Annotated in this window: 11 protein-coding genes; 4 read left to right on the forward strand and 7 right to left on the reverse strand. The window is 67.3% G+C overall.

The window, feature by feature from the left end; genetic code table 11:
- Positions 1–115 precede the first annotated feature (115 nt).
- From AKJ09_RS38665 to AKJ09_RS38675, 3 genes are all read left to right on the forward strand, one after another.
- Complete coding sequence (locus tag AKJ09_RS38665) at positions 116–1,456, forward strand: glycosyltransferase family 4 protein (protein WP_146652852.1); 1,341 nt, start codon at positions 116–118, stop codon at positions 1,454–1,456.
- The gene (locus AKJ09_RS38670) at positions 1,453–4,158 is read left to right on the forward strand and encodes an MMPL family transporter (RefSeq protein ID WP_146652853.1); all 2,706 of its coding nucleotides are present in this window, start codon (positions 1,453–1,455) and stop codon (positions 4,156–4,158) included. The genes AKJ09_RS38665 and AKJ09_RS38670 overlap by 4 nt, the downstream gene beginning before the upstream one ends.
- A 324-nt stretch (positions 4,159–4,482) precedes the next feature.
- On the forward strand, positions 4,483–5,328 hold the full coding sequence (locus AKJ09_RS38675; RefSeq protein ID WP_169928212.1) for a transposase: 846 nt from the start codon (positions 4,483–4,485) through the stop codon (positions 5,326–5,328).
- A gap of 105 nt (positions 5,329–5,433) precedes the next feature.
- Here AKJ09_RS38675 and typA read toward each other — a convergent pair whose 3' ends face one another.
- From typA to atpD, 7 genes are all read right to left on the reverse strand, one after another.
- Entirely contained in the window at positions 5,434–7,311 is a 1,878-nt protein-coding gene (typA, locus tag AKJ09_RS38680) for a translational GTPase TypA (RefSeq protein WP_146656071.1), read from the reverse strand.
- 205 nt (positions 7,312–7,516) lie between these two features.
- Positions 7,517–13,078, reverse strand: a complete 5,562-nt coding sequence (locus AKJ09_RS38685; protein WP_146652855.1) for a tetratricopeptide repeat protein — start codon at positions 13,076–13,078, stop codon at positions 7,517–7,519.
- Between the two features lie 2 nt (positions 13,079–13,080).
- Positions 13,081–18,516: a tetratricopeptide repeat protein gene (locus tag AKJ09_RS38690; protein WP_146652856.1), complete on the reverse strand. Its 5,436-nt coding sequence runs from the start codon at positions 18,514–18,516 to the stop codon at positions 13,081–13,083.
- 287 nt (positions 18,517–18,803) lie between these two features.
- Positions 18,804–19,091, reverse strand: a complete 288-nt coding sequence (locus tag AKJ09_RS38695; protein ID WP_146652857.1) for a polyhydroxyalkanoic acid system family protein — start codon at positions 19,089–19,091, stop codon at positions 18,804–18,806.
- 17 nt (positions 19,092–19,108) lie between these two features.
- Positions 19,109–19,699, reverse strand: a complete 591-nt coding sequence (locus tag AKJ09_RS54500; protein WP_146652858.1) for a peptidylprolyl isomerase — start codon at positions 19,697–19,699, stop codon at positions 19,109–19,111.
- 15 nt (positions 19,700–19,714) lie between these two features.
- The gene (gene atpC, locus AKJ09_RS38705; RefSeq protein WP_146652859.1) at positions 19,715–20,254 is read right to left on the reverse strand and encodes an ATP synthase F1 subunit epsilon; all 540 of its coding nucleotides are present in this window, start codon (positions 20,252–20,254) and stop codon (positions 19,715–19,717) included.
- A gap of 29 nt (positions 20,255–20,283) precedes the next feature.
- Positions 20,284–21,771, reverse strand: a complete 1,488-nt coding sequence (gene atpD, locus AKJ09_RS38710; protein WP_146652860.1) for a F0F1 ATP synthase subunit beta — start codon at positions 21,769–21,771, stop codon at positions 20,284–20,286.
- 351 nt (positions 21,772–22,122) lie between these two features.
- Here atpD and dnaG point away from each other — a divergent pair, with 351 nt between their 5' ends.
- A complete protein-coding gene (gene dnaG, locus AKJ09_RS38715) occupies positions 22,123–24,042 on the forward strand; it encodes a DNA primase (RefSeq protein WP_146652861.1) in 1,920 nt (639 codons plus the stop codon).
- The last annotated feature ends 126 nt before the right edge of the window (positions 24,043–24,168 follow it).

Genomic DNA, 24,168 nt, shown 5'->3' on the forward strand with positions numbered 1-24,168 from the left:
GTCCTACGCCTTGGCCCGGAGCGGACGATGCCGGCCCCCGAGGACGGTCGGAACGTGCTGTTCGCGTGTCCGCTCGCATTGCCGGAGAGGGGCCGTTGGTGTACGCAAGGCCCCGATGTCCGTAGCTTTCTCGGCTGGTTCCAGCGACGTGGCTGTAAGCGACACGAGCGTGCCGTCTGCGTCGGAATCCGTCCTCGTGCCTCGTCGTAAGGTTCGCGTCCTCTTCATCAACGATACGGCGCGAAACGGAGGTCCAGGTCGGAGCCTGTTTTACATCCTCCGCTTCCTCGATCCGGCCGTCGTGCACCGCGCGGTGGTTCTTCCGCGCCCCGGCGTGATCAGCGAGCTCTACGAAGAGCGAGGCGTGACCGAGGAGCTGTTCTTCGAGCACGATCTCGTCGAGAACCCGATCGAGCCGTGGGATCGGCCGATGGCTCGTGAGGACTTCGAGGCGCCTCTCGCGCTTCGCGGCGTGCGCGCAGCGGCCAACGTGGTGCGAGCCGGCCGTGCGATGGCGCGCCTGACGAATCTGATTCGTCGCGGCAACTACGACCTCATCTATTGCAACGGAACCAACGCCGACTTCGCAGGCGGTTTGCTCGCGTTCACGTCGGCTACGCCCGCGCTCTGGCACGTGCGCTACACGTCGCTCCCCGGTGTCGTCCGCGGAACTCACGATCGACTCGCGGCAAGCGAAGGCGTCAAACGCATCGTCTGCGTGTCGAAGGCCTCGGCGGGCCTCTTTCCGCACTGCCCCGAGAAGGTGCGCGTCATCCACAACGCGCTCGACATCGAAGAGTTCGACGCGGCCGGCGTGACGCCTTGCCTGCGTTCCGAGCTCGGCCTTTCGCCCGACACCGTGGTGTTCGGCAGCCAAGGACGAATCCTCCCGCGCAAGGGCTACATCGAGATGGTTCGCGCAGCGAAGCTCGCCATCGATCGCATGAGCGACGAGGAGCGAGCGCGCGTGCACTTCGCCGTGCTCGGCGATACGCCCGAAGACATCCGGCCTGACCACGTCGCCGAATGCCGTGGGCTCGTGAAGGAGCTCGGACTCGAGAAGCAGTTCACGTTCCTTGGATTCAAGATCGACGTGAAACCGTATGTGACCGATTTCGACGTTGCCGTGGTGCCGAGCGTCTACCCGGATCCGCTTCCGCGCGCGGTCATCGAGTCGATGGCGCTCGGCAAACCGGTTATCGCCTTCGACGTTGGCGGTGTGGCCGAGATGCTTCGTGGTGGTGAAACGGGCGCGCTCGTCCGCGGAACGCCGCCGGACGTGGCGGGGCTCTCCGAACAGTTCCTGCGTTACCTCCGTGATCCCGACCTCCGTCGGAAGCAGGGGCTCGCTGGGCGTGCCCGCGTCGAACGCGACTTCGATGGCGCCACGCAGGCCAAGCGGATTCAGAACCAAATCGTCGAGGCCTCGGGGCTCGCCACGGGGACCGTGTCGTGAGTGAGCTTCCCGAAGCCGATGCCGGCAAATCGAGCCGGGTCCGACGCATCGTCGAGAACGTCGTCGACTTTGCGATCCGGCGTCCGTGGTTCGTCATCTTCGTGGCGATTGGCTTGCTCATCGCGGCCAAGCAGTACACGACCCGCCTCGAGCTGAAGTCCGACTTCCTCGAGCTTCTGCCCCGTGACAGCCCGGGCTTCATCGCGTTCGAGCAGGAACTCAAGCGCGTCGGCGGTGGCGCGTCGCTCATCGTCATCAACGAATCGCCCGACCGGAAGTCGAACGAGCGCTTCATCGACGAACTGTCGAAGCGCATCGAGGGCGAGGTCGAGACGCGCAACGCGTGCCTTCGCGAGGCGTGCGGTGGCGACGTGCCGCAAAGCGGGCTGCGCGGCGGCAAGATGCCCGCGTGTGCCGAGAAGTGTGGGCCGGAGCTCATCTCGTACGTGGAGAGCGGCACCAAGGAAGTGCGGTCGTTCTTCGAGAACAACAAGTGGCTCTACGCCGATCTTGCTGATCTCGAGGACGCGGATCGCACGCTCGACCATCAGGTCGCGATTCGAAGCGGTCTCGTGAGCGACCTCGAGAGCGACGACGACGAAGGCTCCGCGAAGTCAGCCAAGGGCGACGCGGGGGCAGGGGCGGGCGCCGGCGAGAAGAAGGCGGCGCTCGGGATGGACGAGTTCCGCGATCGCTGGGAGGCGAAGGCGAACAAGAGCGACGACTTCCCGACGGGCTACTTCGCAGCGCCTGACGGCAAGATGATGGGCATTCGCATCGTCTCGCCGACGACCGGTACGGGCGACAAGGGCGGCGACATGCTGCTCGCGCGCGTGCAGGAGATCGTCGCGTCGATGAATCCGAGCTCGTACGAACCGACCATGAAGGTTGGCTACGCGGGCGACATTCCGAACGCGATCGCCGAGAAGGATTCGATCGTCAGTGAAGCGGCGTTCGCGACCGGCATGGCGACGCTGCTCATCCTGGTGGGGATTTTCACGTTCTTCCGGTCGTTCTCCGCGCTCGTCGTCATGCTCTTGCCGACGGCCGTTGGTATTGCGTGCGCGTACTCGTTTGCGACGGCGACCTTCGGCTACGTCAACACCTCGGGCGCCTTCCTCGGCGCCATCATCCTCGGCAACGGCATCAACTATCCCATCGTCCTCCTGGGCCGGTATCGGGAGTTCGTGGCGCGCGGTATGGACCGCGACGTCGCAAAGAAGGCTGCCGTTTGGAACGCGTTCCGCGCGGAGCTCGTCGGTGCAAGCGTTGCGGGCATTGCTTACGGCTCGCTCGTGATCACGCGGTTCCGTGGGTTCAGTCAGTTCGGCATGATCGGTTTCGTCGGGATGCTGCTCGTGTGGCTCTCGATCATTCCGCTCGTGCCCGCCATCGTGACGGCGTTCGAGCGCATTCGCGCGATGCCCGGTGTCATCGGCCTCGTGCGCGCGCGCGACGAGCTGTTCGACATGCGGCCGTTCTCCTGGGTGTTCACCAAGGTCGACGAGACGGGGACGAGCGGGCCCATCATCCGCACGGTCGCTCGCGTCACGGAGCGATGGCCTTGGTTGTTCATCGGCCTCGCGGGGATCGCGACGACGTTCGCCGTCGTCAAGTTGCCCACGTACCTCCGCGATCCCTGGGAGTACAACTTCGACCACCTCGGTTCGCGCGGGTCGAAGAAGGGCGGCGCGGGAGAGTGGTCCGTCAAGGCCGAGAAGGTCTTCGGCGGCAAGATGAACATCGCGGGCGCGATGATGCTCGCTGACTCGCCGGAGCAAGTTCCGGCGGTCAAGGCGCAGATCCTCGCCAACGACGCGCTCGACCCGGAGGGCAAGCTCGTCAAGGAGATCGCGACGATCGCCGACCTGCTGCCCGGCGCCGACGAGGAGCAGACGAAGAAGCTGGCGGTCCTCGAGCGCATTCGGGACCGACTCACGCCGCGCGTTCTGCACGACATGAACGAGGACGAGCAGAAGCGCTTGCTCGAGCTCAAGCCGCCGGAGACGCTTCGCCTCATCGGTCCGAAGGACATTCCGTCGCTGCTGCGCCGCCGCTTCGAGGAGAAGAACGGCGTCGTTGGCACCGTCTTCTACGTGAAGTTCGTCGATCTGTCGTTCTCCGACGGGCACAACTTGCTGCGCATCGCGAAGACCACGGACAACGTGAAGCTCGCGGACGGGACCGTCGTGAAGACGGCGAGTCGCTCGACGATCTTCGCGGAGATGATTCGCTCGATGGAGCGCGACGGGCCGCTCGCGAGCTTCGCTTCGCTTGCCGCCGTGGCGGTCGTCGTGATTCTCGCGACGGCGAGCTTCCGCGGGGCAGCGACCGTCCTCGTCTCGCTCATCCTTGGCGTGCTGTGGATGGTTGGCGGTGCTGCGTGGAGCGACATGAAGCTCAACTTCTTGAACTTCATCGCGCTGCCCATCACGTTCGGCATCGGGTGCGAGTATCCGTTCAACATCTTCGACCGCTCGCGCCTCCTCGGCGGCGAAGTGACGATGGCCGTCCGCCGCTCCGGTGGTGCCGTGGCGCTCTGCAGCTACACCACGATCGTCGGCTACGGCTCGCTCGTCTTCGCCGACAACCAGGCGCTGCAGTCCTTCGGCCACCTCGCGATGAGCGGCGAGATCACCTGCCTCATCGCCGCGATGTTGGTCCTCCCGTCGCTCCTGCACGTCTGGAAGCCCCGCCGCTAACCCGCCCGCCGCCCCCCTAGAACGTTCCCGAACCGTCCCAGGTTCCTTCGGAAGTCCCTGAAAAATAGGCTTCCCAGAGCTTCCCAGGTTCCTTCGGCGGCGGAACGGGCTTCCCAGAGGTTCCCAGGTTCCTTCGGAACGCCTTTGCGGAACGCCTGACAAGGGGGGCGCGGAGTCGTGCTGCCACAGCCTTGCTCCCAGGTCGTAAAAATCACGGCGTTGCGGCAACGCTTGGTGAGGGGGAGCCGAGGGGGCGGCGTGACCCTCCCGCGCCAGATACTCCCAGGTCGCCTTCATCTCATCACCCGTCGGTGTACGCAGAGGTTGTTTCTCCTGCGGCCCGACAAGCAGGTCGAGCAGATCTATCTGTACTGCTTGGCCGAGGCCGCCAGACGGTTCGGAATCACCGTGTATGGCTGGGTGGCGATGAGCAACCATCAGCATCTGCTGGTGCGTGACAATCGGGGCAATCTCCCGGCGTTTCTTGCCCACTTCAACAAGCTGACCGCCAAGGCGCTCAACGACCACTGGGGGCGTTGGGAGAATCTCTGGTCGTCCGAACAGACAAATGTCGTTTGGATCGTGGACCCGCAAGATGCCTTCGAGAAGTTGATCTACGTGCTCGCCAATCCAGTCACCGCGGATCTCGTCGACCGCATCTCCGACTGGCCCGGCGCGATCTCCCTGAGGCAAAACCTCAGCGGAGAGCCGATCACGATCGTGAGGCCCGCGTTCTTCCGAGAGGACGGCCCGATGCCTGCGGAGGTCACGCTTCGCGTCGAGCGGCTTCCAGGTTTCGAGCACCTCAGCGTAACGGAATGGGAGAGCACGCTTCGTTCGAGGCTCGAAGGCGAAGAGGCCGCCGCGCGGAAGATCCGCTTTCGCGAGGGGCGCACCGTGCTCGGCCGCAAAGCGGTGCTCGACGCCGCATGCACCGACCGACCGGAGACAGTCGCGCCTCGGCGCCGCCTCCGGCCTCACTTGGCGTGTAGCAACGCGCAGCTCCGCCGAGCCGCGCTTTGCGTTCTTCAGCTGTTTCGCACGACGTATCGCACGGCGATGGAGCTTTGGCTCTCAGGCGACAAGGCGACGTGGTTTCCGCCAGGAACCTACAAAATGGCGCTCCTCGGCGCGTGCTGCCGACCCACCGTCGACCTCGTGGCGGTGTGAACACGCGTCGTCGCTGACGGATCGGCGCCGACAAAATGAATCGCGCTCCGAAGGCTCTTGTCGCCGTTGCCAGGCAAGAACCTCGGAGCGCGAGAGAGGACCCGACTACGCGTCGGATTCGGACTGCATCACGCCACGTGCACCAGCTTCCTCGATGGCATCTGCGCGGCGCGGCCGGCGGGTGCACTGGAGGATCTGCTTGCGCACGCGTACGGCATCGGGCGTGACCTCGACGAGCTCGTCGGCGTCGATCCACTCCATCGCCGTCTCGATGTTCAGCGTACGCGGAACGGCGAGCATGACGTTGTCGTCCTTGCCGTGGTTACGCACGTTCGTCTGCTTCTTCTCTTTGACGAAGTTGACGTCGGCGTCGCTGGGGCGATTGTGCTCGCCGACGATCATGCCTTCGTACACTTCGGCGCCCGGCGAGATGAAGAAGACGCCGCGTGCTTGGAGGTGGTTCATCGCGTACGGCGTGGCGACACCCGCGCGGTCCGAGACGATGGCGCCGAGCTGACGCTTCGGCATCACACCACCCCACGGCTCCCAGCCGTCGAGGAGGGTCGTAAGGAGGCCCATGCCTCGGGTCGACGTGAGGAACTCACCTCGGAAACCGATGAGGCCACGGCTCGGAATGCGGAACTCGAGGCGCGCACGGCCGTGGCCGTGGTTCGCCATCTTCGTCATGCGGCCGCGACGCGTGCCGAGGCGCTCGGTGACGACACCGATGTACGTGTCGGGAACGTCGATGACCGCGAGCTCGTAGGGCTCGTGGCTCACGCCGTCCTCGACCTTGGTGACGACCTCGGGGTTGCCGAGCTGCATCTCGTAGCCTTCACGGCGCATCGTCTCGACGAGAATCGCGAGCTGGAGCTCGCCGCGGCCGAGTACGGTGAACGTGTCCGGCGAGTCCGTCTCCTCGAAACGAAGCGCAAGGTTCTTGCGTGTCTCGCGGAGGAGGCGCTCGCGCAGCTGACGGCTCGTCAGGTACTTCGATGCCTTGGACTTGCCGGCGAAAGGCGACGTGTTCACGCCGATGCGCATCTTGATGGTCGGTTGCTCGACCAGGATGCGGGGCAGGGCGCGATCCTCCCAACCGTCGGCGAGATCGACGATGGTGTCGCCGACATCGACGTCATCGATGCCCGCGAGCGCGATGATTTCACCGGCGCCGGCCTCGGGCGTGGTTGTGCGCTTCAGGCCCTCGAACGTCGAGAGAACCTTGATGGCCGCCTTCGCGCGCGAGCCTTCCTTGATGATGCCGACCTGCTGATTCGCGCGAATCGTGCCGGAGCTGATGCGACCGATCGCAAGACGGCCGACGTAGTCGTCGTGATCGAGGTTGTTGACCAGGATCTGGAGCGGCGCCTTCGGCTCGGCCTTCGGAGCAGGGACCTTCTGGAGGATGGTCTCGAAGAGCGGAGCGAGGTTCGTGTTCGGGTCGTCGAGCGAATGCTTGGCGATACCGTCACGGCCGATCGCGTAGAGAACCGGGAAATCGGTCTGCGCGTCCGAGGCTTCGAGGTCGATGAAGAGGTCGAAGACCTCGTTCAAGACTTCGTTCGGGCGGGCGTCGCCGCGGTCGATCTTGTTGATGACGACGATGACGGGGAAGCCGAGTTCCAGACACTTACGGAGAACGAACCGCGTCTGGGGGAGAGGGCCTTCTGCCGCGTCGACGAGCAGGATGGCGCCGTCGGCCATCATTAGCGTGCGCTCGACCTCGCCACCGAAGTCGGCGTGGCCTGGAGTGTCGACGACGTTGATCTTCGTCACCGTACCGTCGGGGCTGCGCCACCGTACGGAGGTGTTCTTCGCGAGGATCGTGATCCCGCGCTCGCGCTCGAGATCATTGGAATCCATCACGCGTTCGGCAACGGCTTCGTTCTCGCGGAACGTACCGGCCTGCTTGAGCATATGGTCGACGAGCGTGGTCTTGCCGTGGTCGACGTGGGCAACAATCGCCACGTTACGAAGCTGCATGGGGGTGCCGCTCTCTAATAGGCGTTTCGCAGTGCGGCAAGCTGAAGTGACGTGAACTCCGCAGCAAATCGACGTGACAGTCGAGATACCCACCTTCCCAGGTTGATGAGGGGTGCCCCATTTTCTAGGGCGGGCGACGTGACAGTCGAGATACCCACCTTCCCAGGTTGATGAGGGGAGGCCTATTTTCCAGGGAGGGTGGCGCCTAGCGGTCGAGGCCGAGGTGGGCGCGGGCGGTGGCGTAGGCGTCGGTGACGCTGAAGGTCATCAGTTCCCGGGCCTCGGCCGTACGGGCGATCCAGGCGGCGCGCGGCTCGGGGTCCGTCGGCGCTCCTTCTTCGCCACGCGCCCAGGCGATGGCATCGAGGGCCGCGCTCGGGTCGCCGACCGCGAGGAGGGCTACCCGGTTCGCCCAGGCGGCGGCTGTCGGGCCTAGCAGGCCGCTTTGCGTGCCCAGCGCGCCCGCCGCCTCGAGGGCGATGACGCCGACGGTTGGGTCGAGATTGCGAGGAAGGGCAGGGACGAGGCGACGGCAGACCTCCGCGACGTGCCGCGCATCCACGCCCTGAGGCACGAAGCTCGGATTGAACGCCGTGAAGAGCGCCGAAACCAGCACGGCTACGTCTTGCGGCTGTCCCCGCAGCAGCGACGACGAGCGCGAGAGAATCATCTTGAGCGCACGGACGATGACGAACGCGAGCGCACGCTCGTTCGTGACGTGCATCAGTCCCTCACCGACGAGGAGCGTCGGCGGATTCGACCCCAGCGGAATCGCCACCCGGCCGAGCGCAGGAGACACCAGAATCTGGAGCGCCCCGAGCCCCACCACGGTGGCTACCGCGCCGACGGCCGTTCCGAGCGGAGTGCCCGGGACGAGCGGCGTCGCACGCAAGGCTCGCAGGTCGAGCGGAGAGATCACGTCGAGCGAATCCCCCGCACGGAAGAGCAGGGCCCGCAGCGCCGGGCTCATCAGCTCCGGCACGAGAATCTCGTCGAGTTGCGGATCGATCGCACGCGCGTCGCCGCCCACGATGCCCGCCGCCGGCCGAACCTTCGGCCCCTCCACGGCGGCAAGCGTCGCCGCCACGACGCGCGCCGCGTCGCGCTTGCCGCGCAGCTCGTAGGCCGCGTGCAAGACCTCGAAGAGCGACGTCACGAATCGCCCTGCCGCAAACGCCCGTCGAGCATCGCCCGCCGCGCGATCGAGCAGGATCTGCATCGCCGGCATCTGTCGCTGGCGCGCGTAGAACTCCGCCATCGAGCGAAGCGCCACCACTGACGTCGGGAACTCACGCCTCGCCGCTTCGAGCGCTTGCTCGGCGCGTCGCGCGTCACGTCCGACGTGCTCGTAGATTTGAGAAATCTCGATGAGGCGCGCCAAGCGCACGGCCGGGTCGGCCACCTCGCCGATGATCTCCTGCATCGCTTCGACCGCCCGCGCGACGTCGCCCTGACGCCGGTACACGTCGACGAGCTTCTCGAGCGTCGGTACGTCCTTCGGCGCCCGCTTGAGCACTTCCTTGTAGGCAAGCTCGGCGCGCGAAAGGTTCACGGTGTGGACGGCGTAGATCTCACCGAGCCGCTCGTAGATCGCCCGCTGCTCTTCCGGTGTCGAGAGCAAGCGCGCGAGACGGACGTACGCCTGCTCGGCCCCGTTCCAGTCGCCCTCCTTCGCACACAGCTCCGCCATCGCTCCGAGTGCCGTCGCGTGATCCGGCTGGCGCTCGAGCGCCGCGTCGAGCGTCTGCTTCGCCTTCGAGAGCTCGCCCATCTCCACGAGCGCGCGCGAGAGCTCCACCTCGAGCATGATGCGCTCGCCGTCATCGTCGACCTTGTCGAGACGGCGTTCGAGCAATCGGGCGAGCTCGGCGTCGAGACGTCGCTCGGCATAGAGCTTCGACAAGCGCTCGAAGACGTCGGCGTGCGAGACGTCGATCTCCGAGCACTGCTCGAGCGCGCTCATTGCACGCTCCGCATCGCCGACTTCGTCGAGCCAGAAGCGTGCTGCGTCGTACCACGCAAGGAGCTGGTGCTCGGGCACCGCGCTCGTGCGCGCAAGGCTCTCGCACGCCTCGGCGCCTGCGCGCTTTTCGCCGGCTTCCTGGCGTACCTCGGCGAGGAAACCCCAGGTGACGACGTCTCCCGGATCTTCGTTGGCTGCTTGCTCGAGGAACGTGCGCGCGTCGCTCACGCGCTCGAGGTGAGCTGCCGCCTCGCTCGCGCGGAGAAGCAACGTGGCGCGCTCGGCAGGGCGCGGCGTCCGCTCGAGCAGCTCGAGCGTGGTCGACAAGATGGCCTCCTCGTCCTTCTCGACGCGCGCGTGCGCGTTGAGCGAACGGATCGACCAGAGCGAGGGCACGGGCTGTGTGGCCGCGAGGCGAGCCATATCGGCCGTGCGATCCCAGCTCGCGCCGCCGCTTGCGCGGCGCAATCGGAAGCGCGCCGCCAGCTGAGCGTGGCCCGTCACTTCTCCGCCAGCCGTCCCGTCGAGCGAGAGGGCAATCTGCTCGAACACGCGTTCGAGCTCCTCGTCACGACCGGCCGATACGAGCGTGTGCTCGACGAACCGAAGGCTTCGCTTGTCGCGCGGCGCGATCTCGAGAATCGCGCGATGCCACGACAGCGCCGCATCGACGTCTTTGCGGCTGTGCAGCTCGATGTCCGCGAGGCGTGCGTACGCTGCCTTGCGAACCTCGTCGTCCTCCGTGGACTCGGTGAGCTCGACGAGAGCTTCGATCTGGCGCATTGCCGCTCCGGTCTCGAGCTCGAGGCGCGCGACCATCGAGGGGGCGATGCCTGCATCGCCGGCCTCGACAGCCAGCGCTGCGGTTCGAAGCGCACCGCGCGTGTCTCCAGCGTGCTCGTATTCGAGCGCGGCTTCGGTGAAGAGCGTGGCGCGTGCTTCACCGGTTGCCTTCTCCGCGCGTCGCTCACGCCACTCGGCGCGGTCGCTCGGGGCCTCGGTCGCGAGGCGCTCGTAGAGCTCGCGGAGCGCCATGTCCTCGGGGCGCGCCCGGTGAGCCTCGTCCAGGCGAGTGCTTGCGAGGTCAGGATCGCGATCGGCTACGAGCAGCGCTTCGCGCACGGCGTCGAGCGCCGTCTCGAACGGATCGGTTGCGTAAGCCCGTCGCTCCTGAATCCAGCGGAGGACGTCGTCGAGGTCGCCACGACGACGCGCGACGTGCTCGGCGAGGAACGCGGCGACGCCGAGCGACTCCGCACCACGATGCACGCGCTCGAGAAGCGGACCGGCATCGGCGTCGTCGACGCCACCACGTGCGACCGCTTCGAGCCGCAGAATTGCAGAGGCCGGACCGTCCGGCATCGCTTCGGCGACGCGGAGTAAGGCCTTGCCGAGGTCCGTTCCAGGATCGAGCTTGGCAATCGCCCGGACGACCCCATCCGACGCGATGCCGTTCGCGAGTGCTTCGTTCCACGCGCTCACCGCCGACTGGCGGCTTCCCGCACGCTCCGCCACGATGGCGGCGCCAACGTAGCGTGCGGCCAGTGCCGCCGGATCGTCGCCGGTCGGCAAGGTCGAGAGCACATGGCTGAGTTCGTCCCAGCGTCGCGAACGAACCGCGGCCTCGAGGGCGACGCCGGACGCCGAAGGCGAGCGGGGCTCTGCGACGAACGCGAGTGCTGCGTCGAGCCGCTCGGGCGTGGGGCTGCCCGCAAGCACACGGCCAAGGCCGGCGAGGGCGCGCGCCTCGATCGTGCCGGCTGCGCGTCGCGCACGAGCCACGGATTCGTCCTCACTGCTCGGCACGAGCGTCGCCGAGAGCCCGTCGAGAAGGGCAGGCGGCAAGGGGCGCTCGAGATCTTCGAGAATTGGCGCCACTTCCTGTCCGGCGAACGCCAGCAGCGCCGCCTGTTCCGCGGACGACAGCGCGTCGTCGGCCGACGCCAGGGCCAGTGTCACGAGCTCCGGATCACCGAGCTCGATGCCGCGTGCCGCCAGCTGTCGTCGTGCTGCGAGCTCGCCGTCGTTGAGAAGCGTCTTGAGCGCGGATGCCGACTTTCGCCGCGCGCCGATGTGCGTCGCGCCGATCGCCGCCGAAAGCCAAAGGGAGGCCTTCGCGAGAGCAGGATCCGCCCCGATCTCCGCAGCAGCCTGCGTTGCTGTCACAACGTCTTGGGCCTCGATGGCCGCGCGCAGCTTGCGAAGCCCGTCGTTGATCGGCATCGGCTCGACGTCGGCCCCTGCGCGAGGTGCGCCGCGCAAACGGAGTGCGGTCGCCACCGCCTTGTCGAGCGTGAAGAGCTCCGAGTTCTCCGCGAGCTCGGCTCCGGCCGTCGAGTGATTGTCGTGAGCGAGGGCGAGAGCCGCGCGCGAGGCGGGGGCACGTACGTCCGCCGGCTCGAGCTTGTAGGCACGTCCCCAGTGCTCGACCGCGGCGTCGCCACGACCACTGACGCGGAGCCAATCGGCCGAAAGCAACGCCGCGTGGGCGCGCGACGCCGGCGTCGGCGCGTGGGAAATCTCGGCCTCGAGTGCCTCGACGACAGCATCGGGATCGCCCGTGAGGAGCTGTCGCGCCTGCGACCAGGCGATGGGCAAGTGAGGCGCGAGCGTGCGAGCCTCCATCGCGAGCGCCAGGGCGTGCCGCGTGTCACCGAGCAACGCGTAGAGCTCGCTGACGGAGAGGAGCGACCGGCCTTGCTCCGAGGCGTCGACGAGCGATCGGGCCTCTTCCTCGAGCCACTCGGCGCGCGAGCGAAGTTCGTTCGAGGCCTGCTCGTCGACCCACTGCGAGGTGGCGCGCTCGCCTTCGAAGGGAAGGCGGGCAGGCGGGGCCGAGTATACGCGTCTCGGGGGAGGAGCCGGCGCCGCGACGGGCGGCGGGAGGGCCGAGCGGCCGTCGAGTGTCTCGGGCTCGTCGTCGAGCCGCGTCTGGGTCTCGGCGTCCGAGATGGAATCGTGGCGCGGCCGCAGGGCCTGCTCGATGGCGTCGGCGGAGATCTCGTTACGAGCGACGGTCTCGCCCTCCCACTCGTCGTCCGCGTCGGCCTTCGGGGGCGCTGGCGCGTGCGATTCCGCGTCGTCGGCGTCCTCGCCAAGCAGCTTCGAATCATCCTCGGCGCCGTAGTCGTCGAGCTCGGACGGCTCGACCGCCGTCTGTCGCGTGGCCGCCTGCTGCTCACCGTCGCCCATCGTCGTCGACGGCAGCGCGTCGTCGGGCGAGACCGCATCGACGGCGCGTGTCTGTGCGAGCGACGGGTGGTCGTCGAGGCGAAGTCCCGTGCTGGTCGACGCTTCGTTCTCGGGAAACCCGAGCGCATGAGTTACCGCGTCGTCGGGCGGTTCGATCGGCTCCAGCGGCTCGAACGGCACCGAAACGCGCGAGCGCGCCGGTGGCGGCGACGAGCGCGAAAAGAGCTGGCTCAGCCCTCCGCGGGTCGTCGGCGGTGCACTCGCCCGTGGATTGGCGGGCGGCGCCAGCGGCGGCCTCACGCTCGGCGGAGGAGGCGTGCGTTTCCGTCGATCGTCGGAGAGCTCGGTCGGGACGGGCGCGATGACCGTTCCTTCACTCGACGCGTTCGTGAGCGAAGGCGTCGGCACGACGGGCGGCGCCGCAGCCGTTCCCACGGCCGGTGACTTCTCCTTCAGGGCTTCGGTCGGATCGGGGCTCGAAGCGACGCGGTTCGTTTCGGCGTCGCGGGCGACCTCGGGAACGAAGATGTTCTTGTCCCATTCGTCGAGCGCCGAATCCCAGTCGACGTCGCCGAATCCTTCGAAGAGGGCCTTGTCGTTGGGGTTGCTCATGGTCAGCCCTCGAGACCGAGCGCGCGTCGCAGATCGAAATACGGGCGCGAGAGAACGAAACGGAGAAGATCGTGACCACGGAGGTCGTCACGGGCGATGGCTCCGAGGCGGGGCGGCGTCTCTCCGAACACGTCGGCGAGAACGACGGCGACGTCGCCCGAGGCGAGCGCTGCCACGCGACCTTGCGAAACGCGTGCGCGGGCGGCCCAGACACGTGCATCGGCGTTGCTCTGCACGACGGCGCGACAGAGCGGTTCGATGACGGCTTTCGTCTTGCGGCTGATGGCCTTGCCGATGACGCGCTCGACTTCCGCGAGCACGGCGAACGGAGGATGCTCCACGTGCACCTTTGCGATGTTGCAGGCAGCGACGACGATGGCGGCGATGGTCGTGTCGTCGCGCCAGCGCGTGACCGTTGTTCCGCGAACGATGGCGAGCAGCTCGCGGGCGACGCGCGCGCGTGACGTTGGCGAGAGCGGTGCGTTCACCGCCGAGCCTACGACGATGGCCGGCGTTTCGCCGGGGATGCCCTGCACCGCCGTCGTGTCCTTGCCCCCGACGTAGAGGTCGAAGTTCGCGATGCCGAAGGCTCCGGCCCACGTTGCGATCTCGTTTCGGAGCGCGAGTCCCGATCGCGGATCGATGCGGTCTTTCTTGGGGTGCACGCCGAGCGCCGCGAGGGATGGTCCGAGCGCCTCGGCGAGGGTAGGGCCGAGCGCGGCGAAGAGCTCGGCAACCGGCCCATCGTCACCGGGGGCCAGGATCTGTTTGAACATCGGCTCGGTGAGCGCCACGTGCGGAACGCGCGGCTTGCGGCTCGAGAGCTGCGCGAAGGCCTGCTCCGAGTTGTGATCCGGGCCCGACAACGCAAGCGAGCACGACAGTGCGGACTGCTCGAGCGCCGTATCGTCGATGGCACGCGCGACGCGCGCCAGTCGCGCACTCTGCTCGAGGTTGCCCGGGGTCTCGTGCAAGGCCATGAGAAGAGCGTCACGTCCGCGCTCGAGCAGGCCGGTGCGCGAAGGAATCTTCGGATCGAGATTGATCAGCAAATCGAGCGCGTCACCCTCGGCAGGCGACTCGTCGACAAGCTTCGTCGCGGCGGCGAGGCCGCGTTCCGGCACGCTCAATCGATCGCGATAGATCGCAATGGCGAGGCGAGCGGCCTCGATGCGTCCGGCCTTCTCCGGACGCTCGTTCATCAGCTCTTCGAGGATGCGTGCTGCGTCGACCCACGATCCCGTGCGTGCTGCGGCGCGCGCGAGGCGTTCGCGAACGAGGAGGGTGGAGAGCTTCGCGTTGTGGAGCGAAAGCAAGACCTCGAGCGCGCGGTCGTACTGCGCGAGCTTGTTTTCGTAGAGGTCGACGGCCGCGATGCCTGCCGTAATCCGGTTCTTCGACGGCGCGCTCTCTACCCGCGCAAGGTGGGCGAGCTTGGCGGCCGCTTCGGCGAACATGCCACGACGGATGAAGATCTCGCCGGTCAGAGCGAGGGCGCCGACGTGGTTTTCGTCGAACATCGTGACGTGCTCGAGGGCCTCGAGAGCGCCGTCGGGATCGCCTTTCTCGCGGAGGACGCGCGCCATCTCCCAGTACATCTTGGCGATCTCGACCGGATCGTCGGAGACCTCGAGCCGCCTTCCGACGAGGGCGAGAAGCTTGTCGCCGTCTTTACGGTCGCGGACGCGCCGGAACAGTCGATCGAATGCGACCTCGCGCGTCGCGTCGCGAGCAAAGGAAGCGTCGAGGGCGACCTCGGCGCGTTCGCCATAGCCGTCGCCGAGCTTCAGCCACATCAGGGCGGCCTGTTCCCAGAAAGCCGCGCCGCGAGCGTCGCTCGCGCATCGCGCCCCGAGCTGCTCACACGCCAGCGCGTAGGTGTCGCCTTCGCCGACGCGGTCGGCGGCGGTGCGCAATCCTTCCCAGGCTTGCAGATCGCCAGGGCGGTGCTCCGTCACCTTGCGGAACGTATCGAGGGCGAGCTTGTTGTCGCCCGCGGCGAGACACGACCACCCCGCCAGGCCTAGCGCGGCGACGTCCGATTCTTCGCCGAGAACGCCGTCGAGCGCCGCGAGCGTGGAGGCACGCCGGCGAGGATCGCAGCCTGGAGGCGACAGCTCGAGGTTCGCCAGGCGGGCCGCCGGAGACGTTCCGTTGACGAGCGGTAGCGTCTCCTCGGGCCGCAGAACGGCGTCGAGGAGCGTGGCGCTTGCGTGCATCGCTTCGCGCGCCTCGTCGGAGAGGAGGTCCGCGATGGCGCGTCTTGCGGGTACTTCCTTGGCAGGATCTCCGCTCGCCATCGCGGCTGCGAACCACTCCATGGCTGCGGCCGCGCCGCCTCCGGTGTCGAGCCAGGCCTTCGCCGCCGCGACGACGTCGTCGTCACCCGGCGCCGCTGCATGCACGCGTGAGAGCAAGAGCCCCTCGGCCGCCGCTGCGTGCGAGCCTGCCGCGCCCGTTTCGGCGATCGCTTCGAGCGCACGATGAAGGGCGTCGACGTCCGACTGACCGCGATTCCACGCGAGGCGAGCGAGGGCGCCCGCGAGGCGAAGGTTCGGATTCGGTGCTGCATCGACGTCGGCAAGCGCGCGCTCGGCCACGTCGGGATCGCCCAGGGTCGCCTCGAGCGCGAAGCGTTCGAGCGAGGTCGCGGCCGAGCCCATCGCGCGTTCGACGGCACGACGGCGGCCTTCCACGGCGTCGACGTCGATCCCGCGGGCCGCCCAGGCGAGCACCGGCTCTCCGGCGTCGGCGCGCGCGGCGCTCGCGGCTTCGAACGACGCGAACGCGGCGGAGCGATCGCCGAGCTTCCAGAGCTCGAAGCCGGCCTCGAGGTAACGTGCGGCGCGGAGCTCGTCGTCGGCGTCGGAGGCCTCGGCGAGAGCCGTCGCGAGGTGCGCGGCGCCCGCACGATCCCCGGCGGCGCGCAGCAAGTCGCCAAGGTAGGAGGCGACGAGCGGATCGCTGGCGTCGGCTTCGACGAGCGTCTTTAGATGTGCGATCGTTGCCGACGTGTCGCCCGCCGCGTGCGCCCGCAGCGCACAGACGAGCGACAGACTTCGGCGCATCGTCGGATCGGTGGTGCTTTCCGTGAGCTCTTCGACGGCGGTGCGAGCGTCTTTCGCCACCTCGGCGTCGCCGCCATCGGCGGTGAACCCGTCGAGAACGCGTCCGAGCCAAGCGCCCTCCGCGAGCTTACGAAGGGTTCGCGTGGCCTTGCTCGCACCTGCCTCGTCGCCCTGCGCGAGGCGAAGCCGTGCGATCTCGACCCACAGCATCGGAAGCTCCGAGGCTGCGTCGGTGGGCCGGTCGGCACCCTGATCTTTCTCGCGACACTCGATGAGGCTTCGCGTGGCGTCTTCGTACCAAGCGTCGTCGGAACGCACGCTCGCGAGGCTTCGTCCGAGGCGTGCGACGAGCTCCTTGCCGACGCCGCAAGCGGCCGCCTGGCCGAGCGCGGTTCGCGCACGCTCGCTGTCGTGAGCGCGAGCCGCCCAGACGTACGCGGCAAGCAGAAGCGCGCGACCCTGGGCATCGCCCGTCCCGCAGTGGGTCGAGAGATCTTCGAGCTCCAGCGCGAAGCGGGCGGCCTGGTCGGAGCCTTCGAGGATGTCGATCTTGAGCGCGCGAGCAGGCGCGCAGAGCGGATCTCGTTCGGTGGCTTTGCCGAGTGCGTCGAGCGCGCTACCGACGTCACCCTGGCTCGCCGCGTGTTCGGCGACCCTCAGCGCGAGCGAGGCGACGAGGCCGCCGTCTTGCTCGCCCTCCATGCGACGGAGCGCGAGGCTCGAGGCCAGCGCCGTGTCGCCCGTCGACTCGGCCAAGCGAACGCGAGTGTTCAACGCAACGCGCTCGATCGCGATGGCTGCCTTGCGCTCGGCGACCGCTCGCTCGCTGTCCGGATCCGACGGGGCCGAACGCGCGCGGTCGAGAACGGCGAGCGTCCGATCGAGCGCGAGTGCCGCGCGCGACGACTCGTTGGCCGAGCGCCATGCATGGGCGGCGGAAAGCAGAGCGTCCGCGGCGAACGCGTGCTGCCGGAGGTGCGAAGGGACACCCAGCGCGTCGCCACGTTCGGCGGCGTCGACGCTGGCTTCGATCATGTCGGCCCGCGCTTCGAGCACCTCGGCGAGCGACTTGGCGCGCTCGTGGGCTTCGTCCGATCCCTTGAGGCCGGGATCGGCACGCACGATGCGTTCGGCGGTGACGGCGGCAAGCCATGCCGCTTCGCCGCCGTCGCTGCGAGCGCGCGCGGCGATGTCGAGGGCGCGTGTGATCTCTCCGGTGGCCGCGGCGAGGGAGGCCACGTCGACGAGCAGCAGGCCTCGCCACGTCGGATCGATCGTGAGCTCGGCACGGCCCGCAAGGGCCTCCTCGCGTTGGGCGGCATCGCCGAGCTTGGCCGCGGCCAGCTCGAGCGTCAGCCACGCGGCGCCGAGGTCAGCCGGCTTGGCACCGGTCTCGGTCGCCTCGCGGGCCGCGCCGCGTGCGCCTTCGAGATCTTTCTGGACGTCATCGAAGAACAGCGCGCGTTCGGTCAGGGCGCGCGCGCGTTCGTCCGGCGTGCTCGCCGCCGCGACGAGCGCCTCGACGAGCTTGCCGAGGTTCGAGACCGAACGTCGGCGCTCGAGGACGCGCACGAGTCCTTCGAGAGGCTCACGAAAGCTCGTATCCGCGTTGTACGCGGCGAGGTAGTCGCGTGCGGCTCCGGGCTCCTCGCCGGCGCGCTCTTGAATCTCGCCGGCTTCGTGGAGAAGCCGCGCCCTGCGCGCCTTGTCCATCGTCGCGTCGATCTCGCCACGCAGTCGACCGACGGCGGCCGCGATGGCTTCGATCGTCTCGATCGGTGCCGGCGGAAGCTGCGAGGCGCCCGAAATCAACCCCGGGGAAGGGGGCGCGGGGATCGACGGAGGCGGCGTCTCGTCGTCGTCCTCGCGTGCGGAGAACGACGGCGCGAACGCGGGGACCCGCGCCGGTGCGAAGGACACCGGGGGCTTCTCGTCGGATGCTTCCTCGCCCGCGTCCAATGCGGCGACGTTCGCTTCCGACTCCTCGGAAGCGTTCGACAGCGACACCGCGCTCGAGAGCGACATCGGGACGTCGATCGAGCCCGACGGTGCAACTTCGTCCGGGGCGTCTGCCGCCGCGGACACGGGTACGGAAGGCGGCGGAAGGATTGGCGGGAGCTGCGAATGCGGAAGCGCGGGCGCCGGCGAGCTCGGTGCGTGGGACAGCGACGGCGCAGGCGCACTCGGCACGGCCGGAGGACGGCGCGGAACCGGCGGCGGAGGAGGAACCGGACGTCGAACCGGCGCCGCGGCCACGTCGCTCAGAACCTCGTCATCGCTGACGAGCTCCATCTCGATGTCGAGCTCTTCGTCCCCCGTCTCCGACTCAGGCCCCATCTCCGACCCAGAGCCCGTCTCCGACTCAGACACGCTCTCGGACCCTCGCTCGGACGCCGGCTCGGCTTCCTTCGGCTCTTCGGGCATTCGTGGCCCGGAAGATACCGCAGCCGGACGGGACTCGTCGCCACTTTCTTGTGGTCGGACGGGCGGTTCGTAGGTCGGATTAGGCGCCATCTCGCGAGCCGATCGGGGCCGTGCGGGCGCGCCTGCAGAGGCGAAATTCGACGGTACCGGAACGGCAGGCGGCCGCGCTTGGGCCGCCCGCTTCAGGACTCGTAGGCTACAGGCCTCGCAAAACGTGCAGCACCCGACGCCGCTCAGACGAGCGCGTCGAGCTTCTCCTGCACCTTGCTCTCGATCGTGCCCTTCATCATCTTCAGCATGAAGGGGAGGTCGATCGCGACCCGAACTTCCTTCTCACTGACGGACACTTCGCCCTTGGTGCCCTTGGCAGCGCCGGCCGGAGCGTCGAAGCGGATGGTGTTGCCATCCCACTTCCAGGAGATACCGAAGCGGTCGGCCATTCCCTTGGCCAGATCTTCCGCCTTCTTCTTGGCGTCGTCGAGAGAGAGGGAGTGCGAGCGCTTGATGTCGATCGTGGCCATGGAGCGCCCTTTTACTACTAATCGATGCGCTTGACGATCCAGTATCCGCGCGGCGTTTCGAGCACGTCGCTCATCTCACCGGCGGCGAGGCTGAAGACGGAAACCTCGGTGCGGGGATCGAGCACACCGCGCGGGATCTTGCCGATGTCTTCGGACGAACCGGAGTCACCCTCGCGGACCGCATGTTTGAAGTCGGTCTTCGCGTCTTCCGCGAGCTTGCGCGCGTACTCGAGCGCTTCTTTCTTCGATCGCGCGGTGCTCGAAGCGCCCTCGGCGCCCGTGAACTGCACGAGCACGACGCCGAGATGAACGGTGCGAGGCGCGCTCGAGGGCATCACGCCGCTGTCGAACATCATCGAGTCGAGCGTGAGATCGGCCCCGCCGTCGCCCGCAGGAGCGGCCGCTTGCGCGCTTGCCGAAGCAAGCGGAGCGGCCGAGGCAACGGGCGCTGCCGACGCCGTGGTGGCGAGGGCAGCACCCGCGTCGCCTTCAGCGTTCGGCGCGTGCGGCGCGTGCGGGGTCGTCTGATTGACGGCGATCCACCCGACGAGGCCCACGACGAGGGCCCCGACGAGGATCGATGCGGTGCGCTGAACGTTGTCCGACACGGAGGTCTTCGCCGCTCAGGGCGAGCCGGGGATGTTGAGGCCTTCGGGCTTGCCCTCTTCTTCCTCCACCATGGGAGGCGTCGGGGGACCCCACTCCTCGAACGGACGCATCGTCGCCGCGGGCGGATCGCCCGACAGCTCGAGGAGCGTCGCGAGCCAGTTCTGGCGTTCGATGAGCTGCTTGGTCTCGGCTTCCAGCTCCGGCGTGGACTCGACGACCTGGCCGAGAACCTTGTCGAGCTTCGCGTCGACCTCCTGGAACTCCTTGAGGACGACGACGCGGTCGAGCGTCTGCTTGTCCGCGTAGTCTTCCGCGAGGATGAGGAGCTTGTTCTGGCCGGCCTCGGCGAAGCCCGCGCCGACGGCGCAGGTCTTCGTGTCGTTGCCCTGACGGTACGTCACGAGGCCCGTGCGGAGCGCGGCGACGATGGGCAAGTGGCCCGGCAGAACGCCGAACTCGCCTTGCACGCTCGGCGCCGTTACTTCGTCCACGGACGCCGTGAGGGCTTTGCCCTTCGGCGTGACGATTTCGAGATCGATCTTGTTATCAGCCATGGGAAGAGGCCTCGCGCGTCAGGCCGGAATTACTTCTTCGACGACTTGAGGAGGTCGGCCGCCTTCGCCTTCATCTCCTCGATGTTGCCAACGAGGTAGAAGGCCTGCTCCGGGTACGCGACATCGTCGTCGTACTTGCCCGCGAGGATCTCCTGGAAGCTCGCGATCGTCTCCTTGAGGGGGACGTACTTGCCGGGCGCGCCCGTGAACTGCGCCGCGACGAAGAACGGCTGCGAGAGGAAGCGCTGGATCTTGCGGGCGCGCGAGACGATGAGCTTGTCGTCTTCGCTGAGCTCGTCCATGCCGAGGATGGCGATGATGTCCTGCAGGTCCCTGTACTTCTGGAGCGTCGACTGGACCTTACGGGCCACGTCGTAGTGCTCCTGGCCGATGACGGCCGGGTCGAGCAGGGTCGACGTCGAGTCGAGCGGGTCGACGGCCGGGTAGATACCGATCGCCGCGAGGTCACGGCTGAGAACGGTCGTTCCGTCGAGGTGGGCGAACGTCGTCGCGGGCGCGGGGTCCGTGAGGTCGTCAGCGGGGACGTACACGGCCTGGATCGAGGTGATCGAGCCCTTGCTCGTCGAGGTGATGCGCTCCTGGAGGGCGCCCATTTCCGTCGAGAGGGTCGGCTGGTAACCGACGGCGCTCGGGATACGACCGAGGAGCGCGGACACTTCCGAGCCGGCCTGCGTGAAGCGGAAGATGTTGTCGACGAAGAGGAGAACGTCCTGGCCTTCTTCGTCGCGGAAGTACTCGGCAACCGTGAGGGCCGAGAGAGCGACGCGGGCGCGGGCTCCCGGCGGCTCGTTCATCTGACCGAAGACGAGCGAGGTCTTCGAGATGACGGGCTCGCCCGACTCGAGCTTCGCCGACTTCATTTCGAGGAAGAGGTCGTTACCTTCGCGGGTGCGCTCACCGACGCCGGCGAAGCACGACACACCACCGTGCGCCTTCGCGACGTTGTTGATGAGTTCCTGGATGAGAACGGTCTTGCCGACGCCGGCGCCGCCGAACAGGCCGATCTTGCCGCCCTTACGGTAAGGAGCGAGGAGGTCGATGACCTTGATGCCCGTCTCGAAGACTTCGATCTTCGTCGACTGCTCCTGGAACGACGGCGGGGGACGGTGAATCGGCGCGTGGCGCTTCGCGTTCACCGGACCGGCCTCGTCGACGGGGGCGCCGACGACGTTGAGGATGCGGCCGAGGCACTCGGGACCGACCGGCATCGCGATCGGGGCGCCCGTGTCACGCACTTCCATGCCGCGGACGAGACCGTCCGACGTGTCCATGGCGATGGCGCGAACCGTGTTCTCGCCGAGGTGCTGAGCAACTTCGAGCGTCAGGTTGTCGCGCTCGTTCGAGATGCTCGGGTTCGTGAGCTTGAGAGCATTGAGGATCTTCGGCAACTTGCCGCCTTCGAACTCGATGTCGACGACGGGTCCGATGACCTGGATGATCTTTCCTTTGCCGGTGCCGGAGGTGGTGGCGGGGGCAACCGAGGCAGAGACGCTCATGAGGACGAAGCTCCTTCTTACGTGCTTACGTGACGGACGACCGCTCAGGGCGATCTCTAGGGGCGATCTGTAGGGCCAGTTGCCTCCCCTGGGAAGCGCTGGCCATCGGCGCGAAGCGCGCCCGCCTCTATCATGGGGTGAACGTCGGTTCAACAGGGGCTTTGCCCGGAATGCACGCCTCTTGGCGCTCGAGCCGCGACTTGCTAAGTCGCCCCTCCCAAGACTGAGCTGCAACCCCTCGACATACCTGTCGAGAGCGTCGAACGGGCTCCGTTCGCCCAGCTTGACGGTCGCGGTTCACACACCTAGAGCTTCCTTCTCGAAGCGCGTTCGAAGCGAGGCAAGCCTTACTTGATCTCACCGGAGACTATCGCCCTCGTTCGCGAGCGGACGGACATCCTCGCGGTCATCACCGAAGGGGTACCCTCGCTCAAGCGCCGCGGTCGCTCCTGGGTCGGCCTCTGCCCGTTCCACAAAGAGAAGTCACCGAGCTTCCACGTGAACCCCGACCGCGGGTTCTTCCATTGCTTTGGATGCAAGGAGTCGGGGAGCGCGATCGACTTCTTGATGCGGCACGAGGGGTACACCTTCCCGGAGGCCGTGCGTGCGCTCGCCGAGCGCGCGGGCATCGCCATCGAGGAGACGAAAGGCCCCGGTCATTTCAGCGAGGCCGATCGTCAGAAGAAGGCGAAAGAGGACCTCTACGCGGTCAATGCCCTCGCGGCGACGTTCTTCGAAGAGCAGCTTCGTCGCCACGAACACCGCAATTACGCCATCGAGGAGCTCGGTCGACGCGGGCTCACGCCTGGCACGAACAAGAAGGTCGACGAGGCGCTCCAGGCCTTCCGCATCGGCTACGCACCCGCGGCGTGGGATGGTCTGACCGCGTTTCTACGCGCTCAGGGCGTCTCGCCCGTCGCCGCCGAGACGGTCGGCCTGCTCGTCCCTCGTTCGAGTGGCTCGGGCTACTACGACCGCTTTCGCCATCGCTTGATGTTCGCGGTCGTCGACCCGCAGGGCAGGGTGGTCGCCTTCAGCGGCCGCGCTCTCCGTGACTTGCCCGGCACGGACAGCCGCGACGACAAGGGCGGCCCGCCGCCGAAGTACATCAACTCGCCGGAGAGCCCGATCTACACGAAGGGCCAGATGCTCTTCGGCATCCATCAGGCGCGTCACTCGATTCGATCCGAAGAAGCCGCCGTGCTCGTCGAGGGCAACTTCGACGTCCTGTCGCTCCACGCGCGCGGCATCACGAACGTCGTGGCTCCGCTCGGCACGGCCTTTACCGTCGAACAAGCAAAGCTCCTGAAACGCTTTGCGCCGGACGTCATCTTTCTTTTCGATGGCGACGCGGCGGGCCGTAAAGCCGTGCGTCTCTCACGCGACGCGATTCGCACGGCCGGCATGTCCGCGCGCGTGGCCGAGCTACCGAACGGCGTCGACCCCGACGAGCTCTCCCGTGACAAAGGTGAGCAAGGCGTAAGCGATCTCCTCTCGCGCGCGAAGGGCATGCTCGAAGCGCTCATCGAGATGACGCTCGACGAGAGCTTCACGCAGGCCGACGCCTACGAAAAACAGGCGCGCATCCAGTTCGTCGCGAAGCTGCTTGCGGAAGAAGAAGATCCCGTCGTGCAGGCCATGGCGAAAGGCTTCACCGACATGATCGCCGGCCGCCTCGACATCGTTCGCTCCGGCGAGGGGGCGTTCCAGGCCCTCGAACGGAGCGTGAAGGGATCGCTCATGAAGGCCGAGGCCGAGCGGCGTGCCAAGGCCATCGCCTCGAACGAAGGTCAGCGTCTGAACGCCGATGGCAGCGTCCCTTCGCGCATTGCGAAACGTCCGCCGGGGGCGGCCGAGCGACGGGCGATCGTTGGGATACTGATCGAATGGCCAGTGCTCCTGGACGACCACGAAGTCGCCGAGGAACTTTCCCTGCTCGAGGGACCGGCGGTCATGCTGATTGCCAGTCTGCGTCGCGCGTACCGTTCGTCGGAAAAAAGCCTCGATACGGAGGCATTTCTCACAAACGTGCCAGCGGCTCTGCGGCCATTCGCATCCGAGCGCCTGGCGGATCCGGCAACCGAGAACGAGACGCAAGCAAAAGGATACTTGCTCGACAACGCAAACAAGCTAAAGAGGCTGCTCCTTTCCCAAGAAGCGGCTCAGATCGCGCGCGAGACGTACCGGGCGCAGGGCGACTGGGAGACCGAACAGGGGCTTCTGCGAGAGGCGGCCGAGCGACTTCGAGCGAAGCACGGGTTGAAGCCCTGAGTGAGGACCCGGAAGACGAGCCCGGAAACAGGCACGCAGACGCGACGAAGACGCGACGATGGATAGAAAGGGAAAAAGATCTTGGCCGAATGAGGGGGTTTCGCACGTAACGCGCTACTAAGTGGA

Origin of the sequence: Labilithrix luteola (assembly GCF_001263205.1) — a bacterium.
In the GTDB taxonomy this organism is placed as follows: Bacteria; Myxococcota_A; Polyangia; order Polyangiales; family Polyangiaceae; genus Labilithrix; species Labilithrix luteola.

Bases quoted from the DNA above. Each gene is read 5' to 3' on its own strand.
- AKJ09_RS38665 (WP_146652852.1), top strand. From the start codon at position 116: ATGTCCGTAGCTTTCTCGGCTGGTTCCAGCGACGTGGCTGTAAGCGAC.
- typA (WP_146656071.1), bottom strand. From the start codon at position 7,311: ATGCAGCTTCGTAACGTGGCGATTGTTGCCCACGTCGACCACGGCAAG.
- AKJ09_RS38685 (WP_146652855.1), bottom strand. From the start codon at position 13,078: ATGAGCAACCCCAACGACAAGGCCCTCTTCGAAGGATTCGGCGACGTC.
- AKJ09_RS38695 (WP_146652857.1), bottom strand. From the start codon at position 19,091: ATGGCCACGATCGACATCAAGCGCTCGCACTCCCTCTCTCTCGACGAC.
- atpC (WP_146652859.1), bottom strand. From the start codon at position 20,254: ATGGCTGATAACAAGATCGATCTCGAAATCGTCACGCCGAAGGGCAAA.
- atpD (WP_146652860.1), bottom strand. From the start codon at position 21,771: ATGAGCGTCTCTGCCTCGGTTGCCCCCGCCACCACCTCCGGCACCGGC.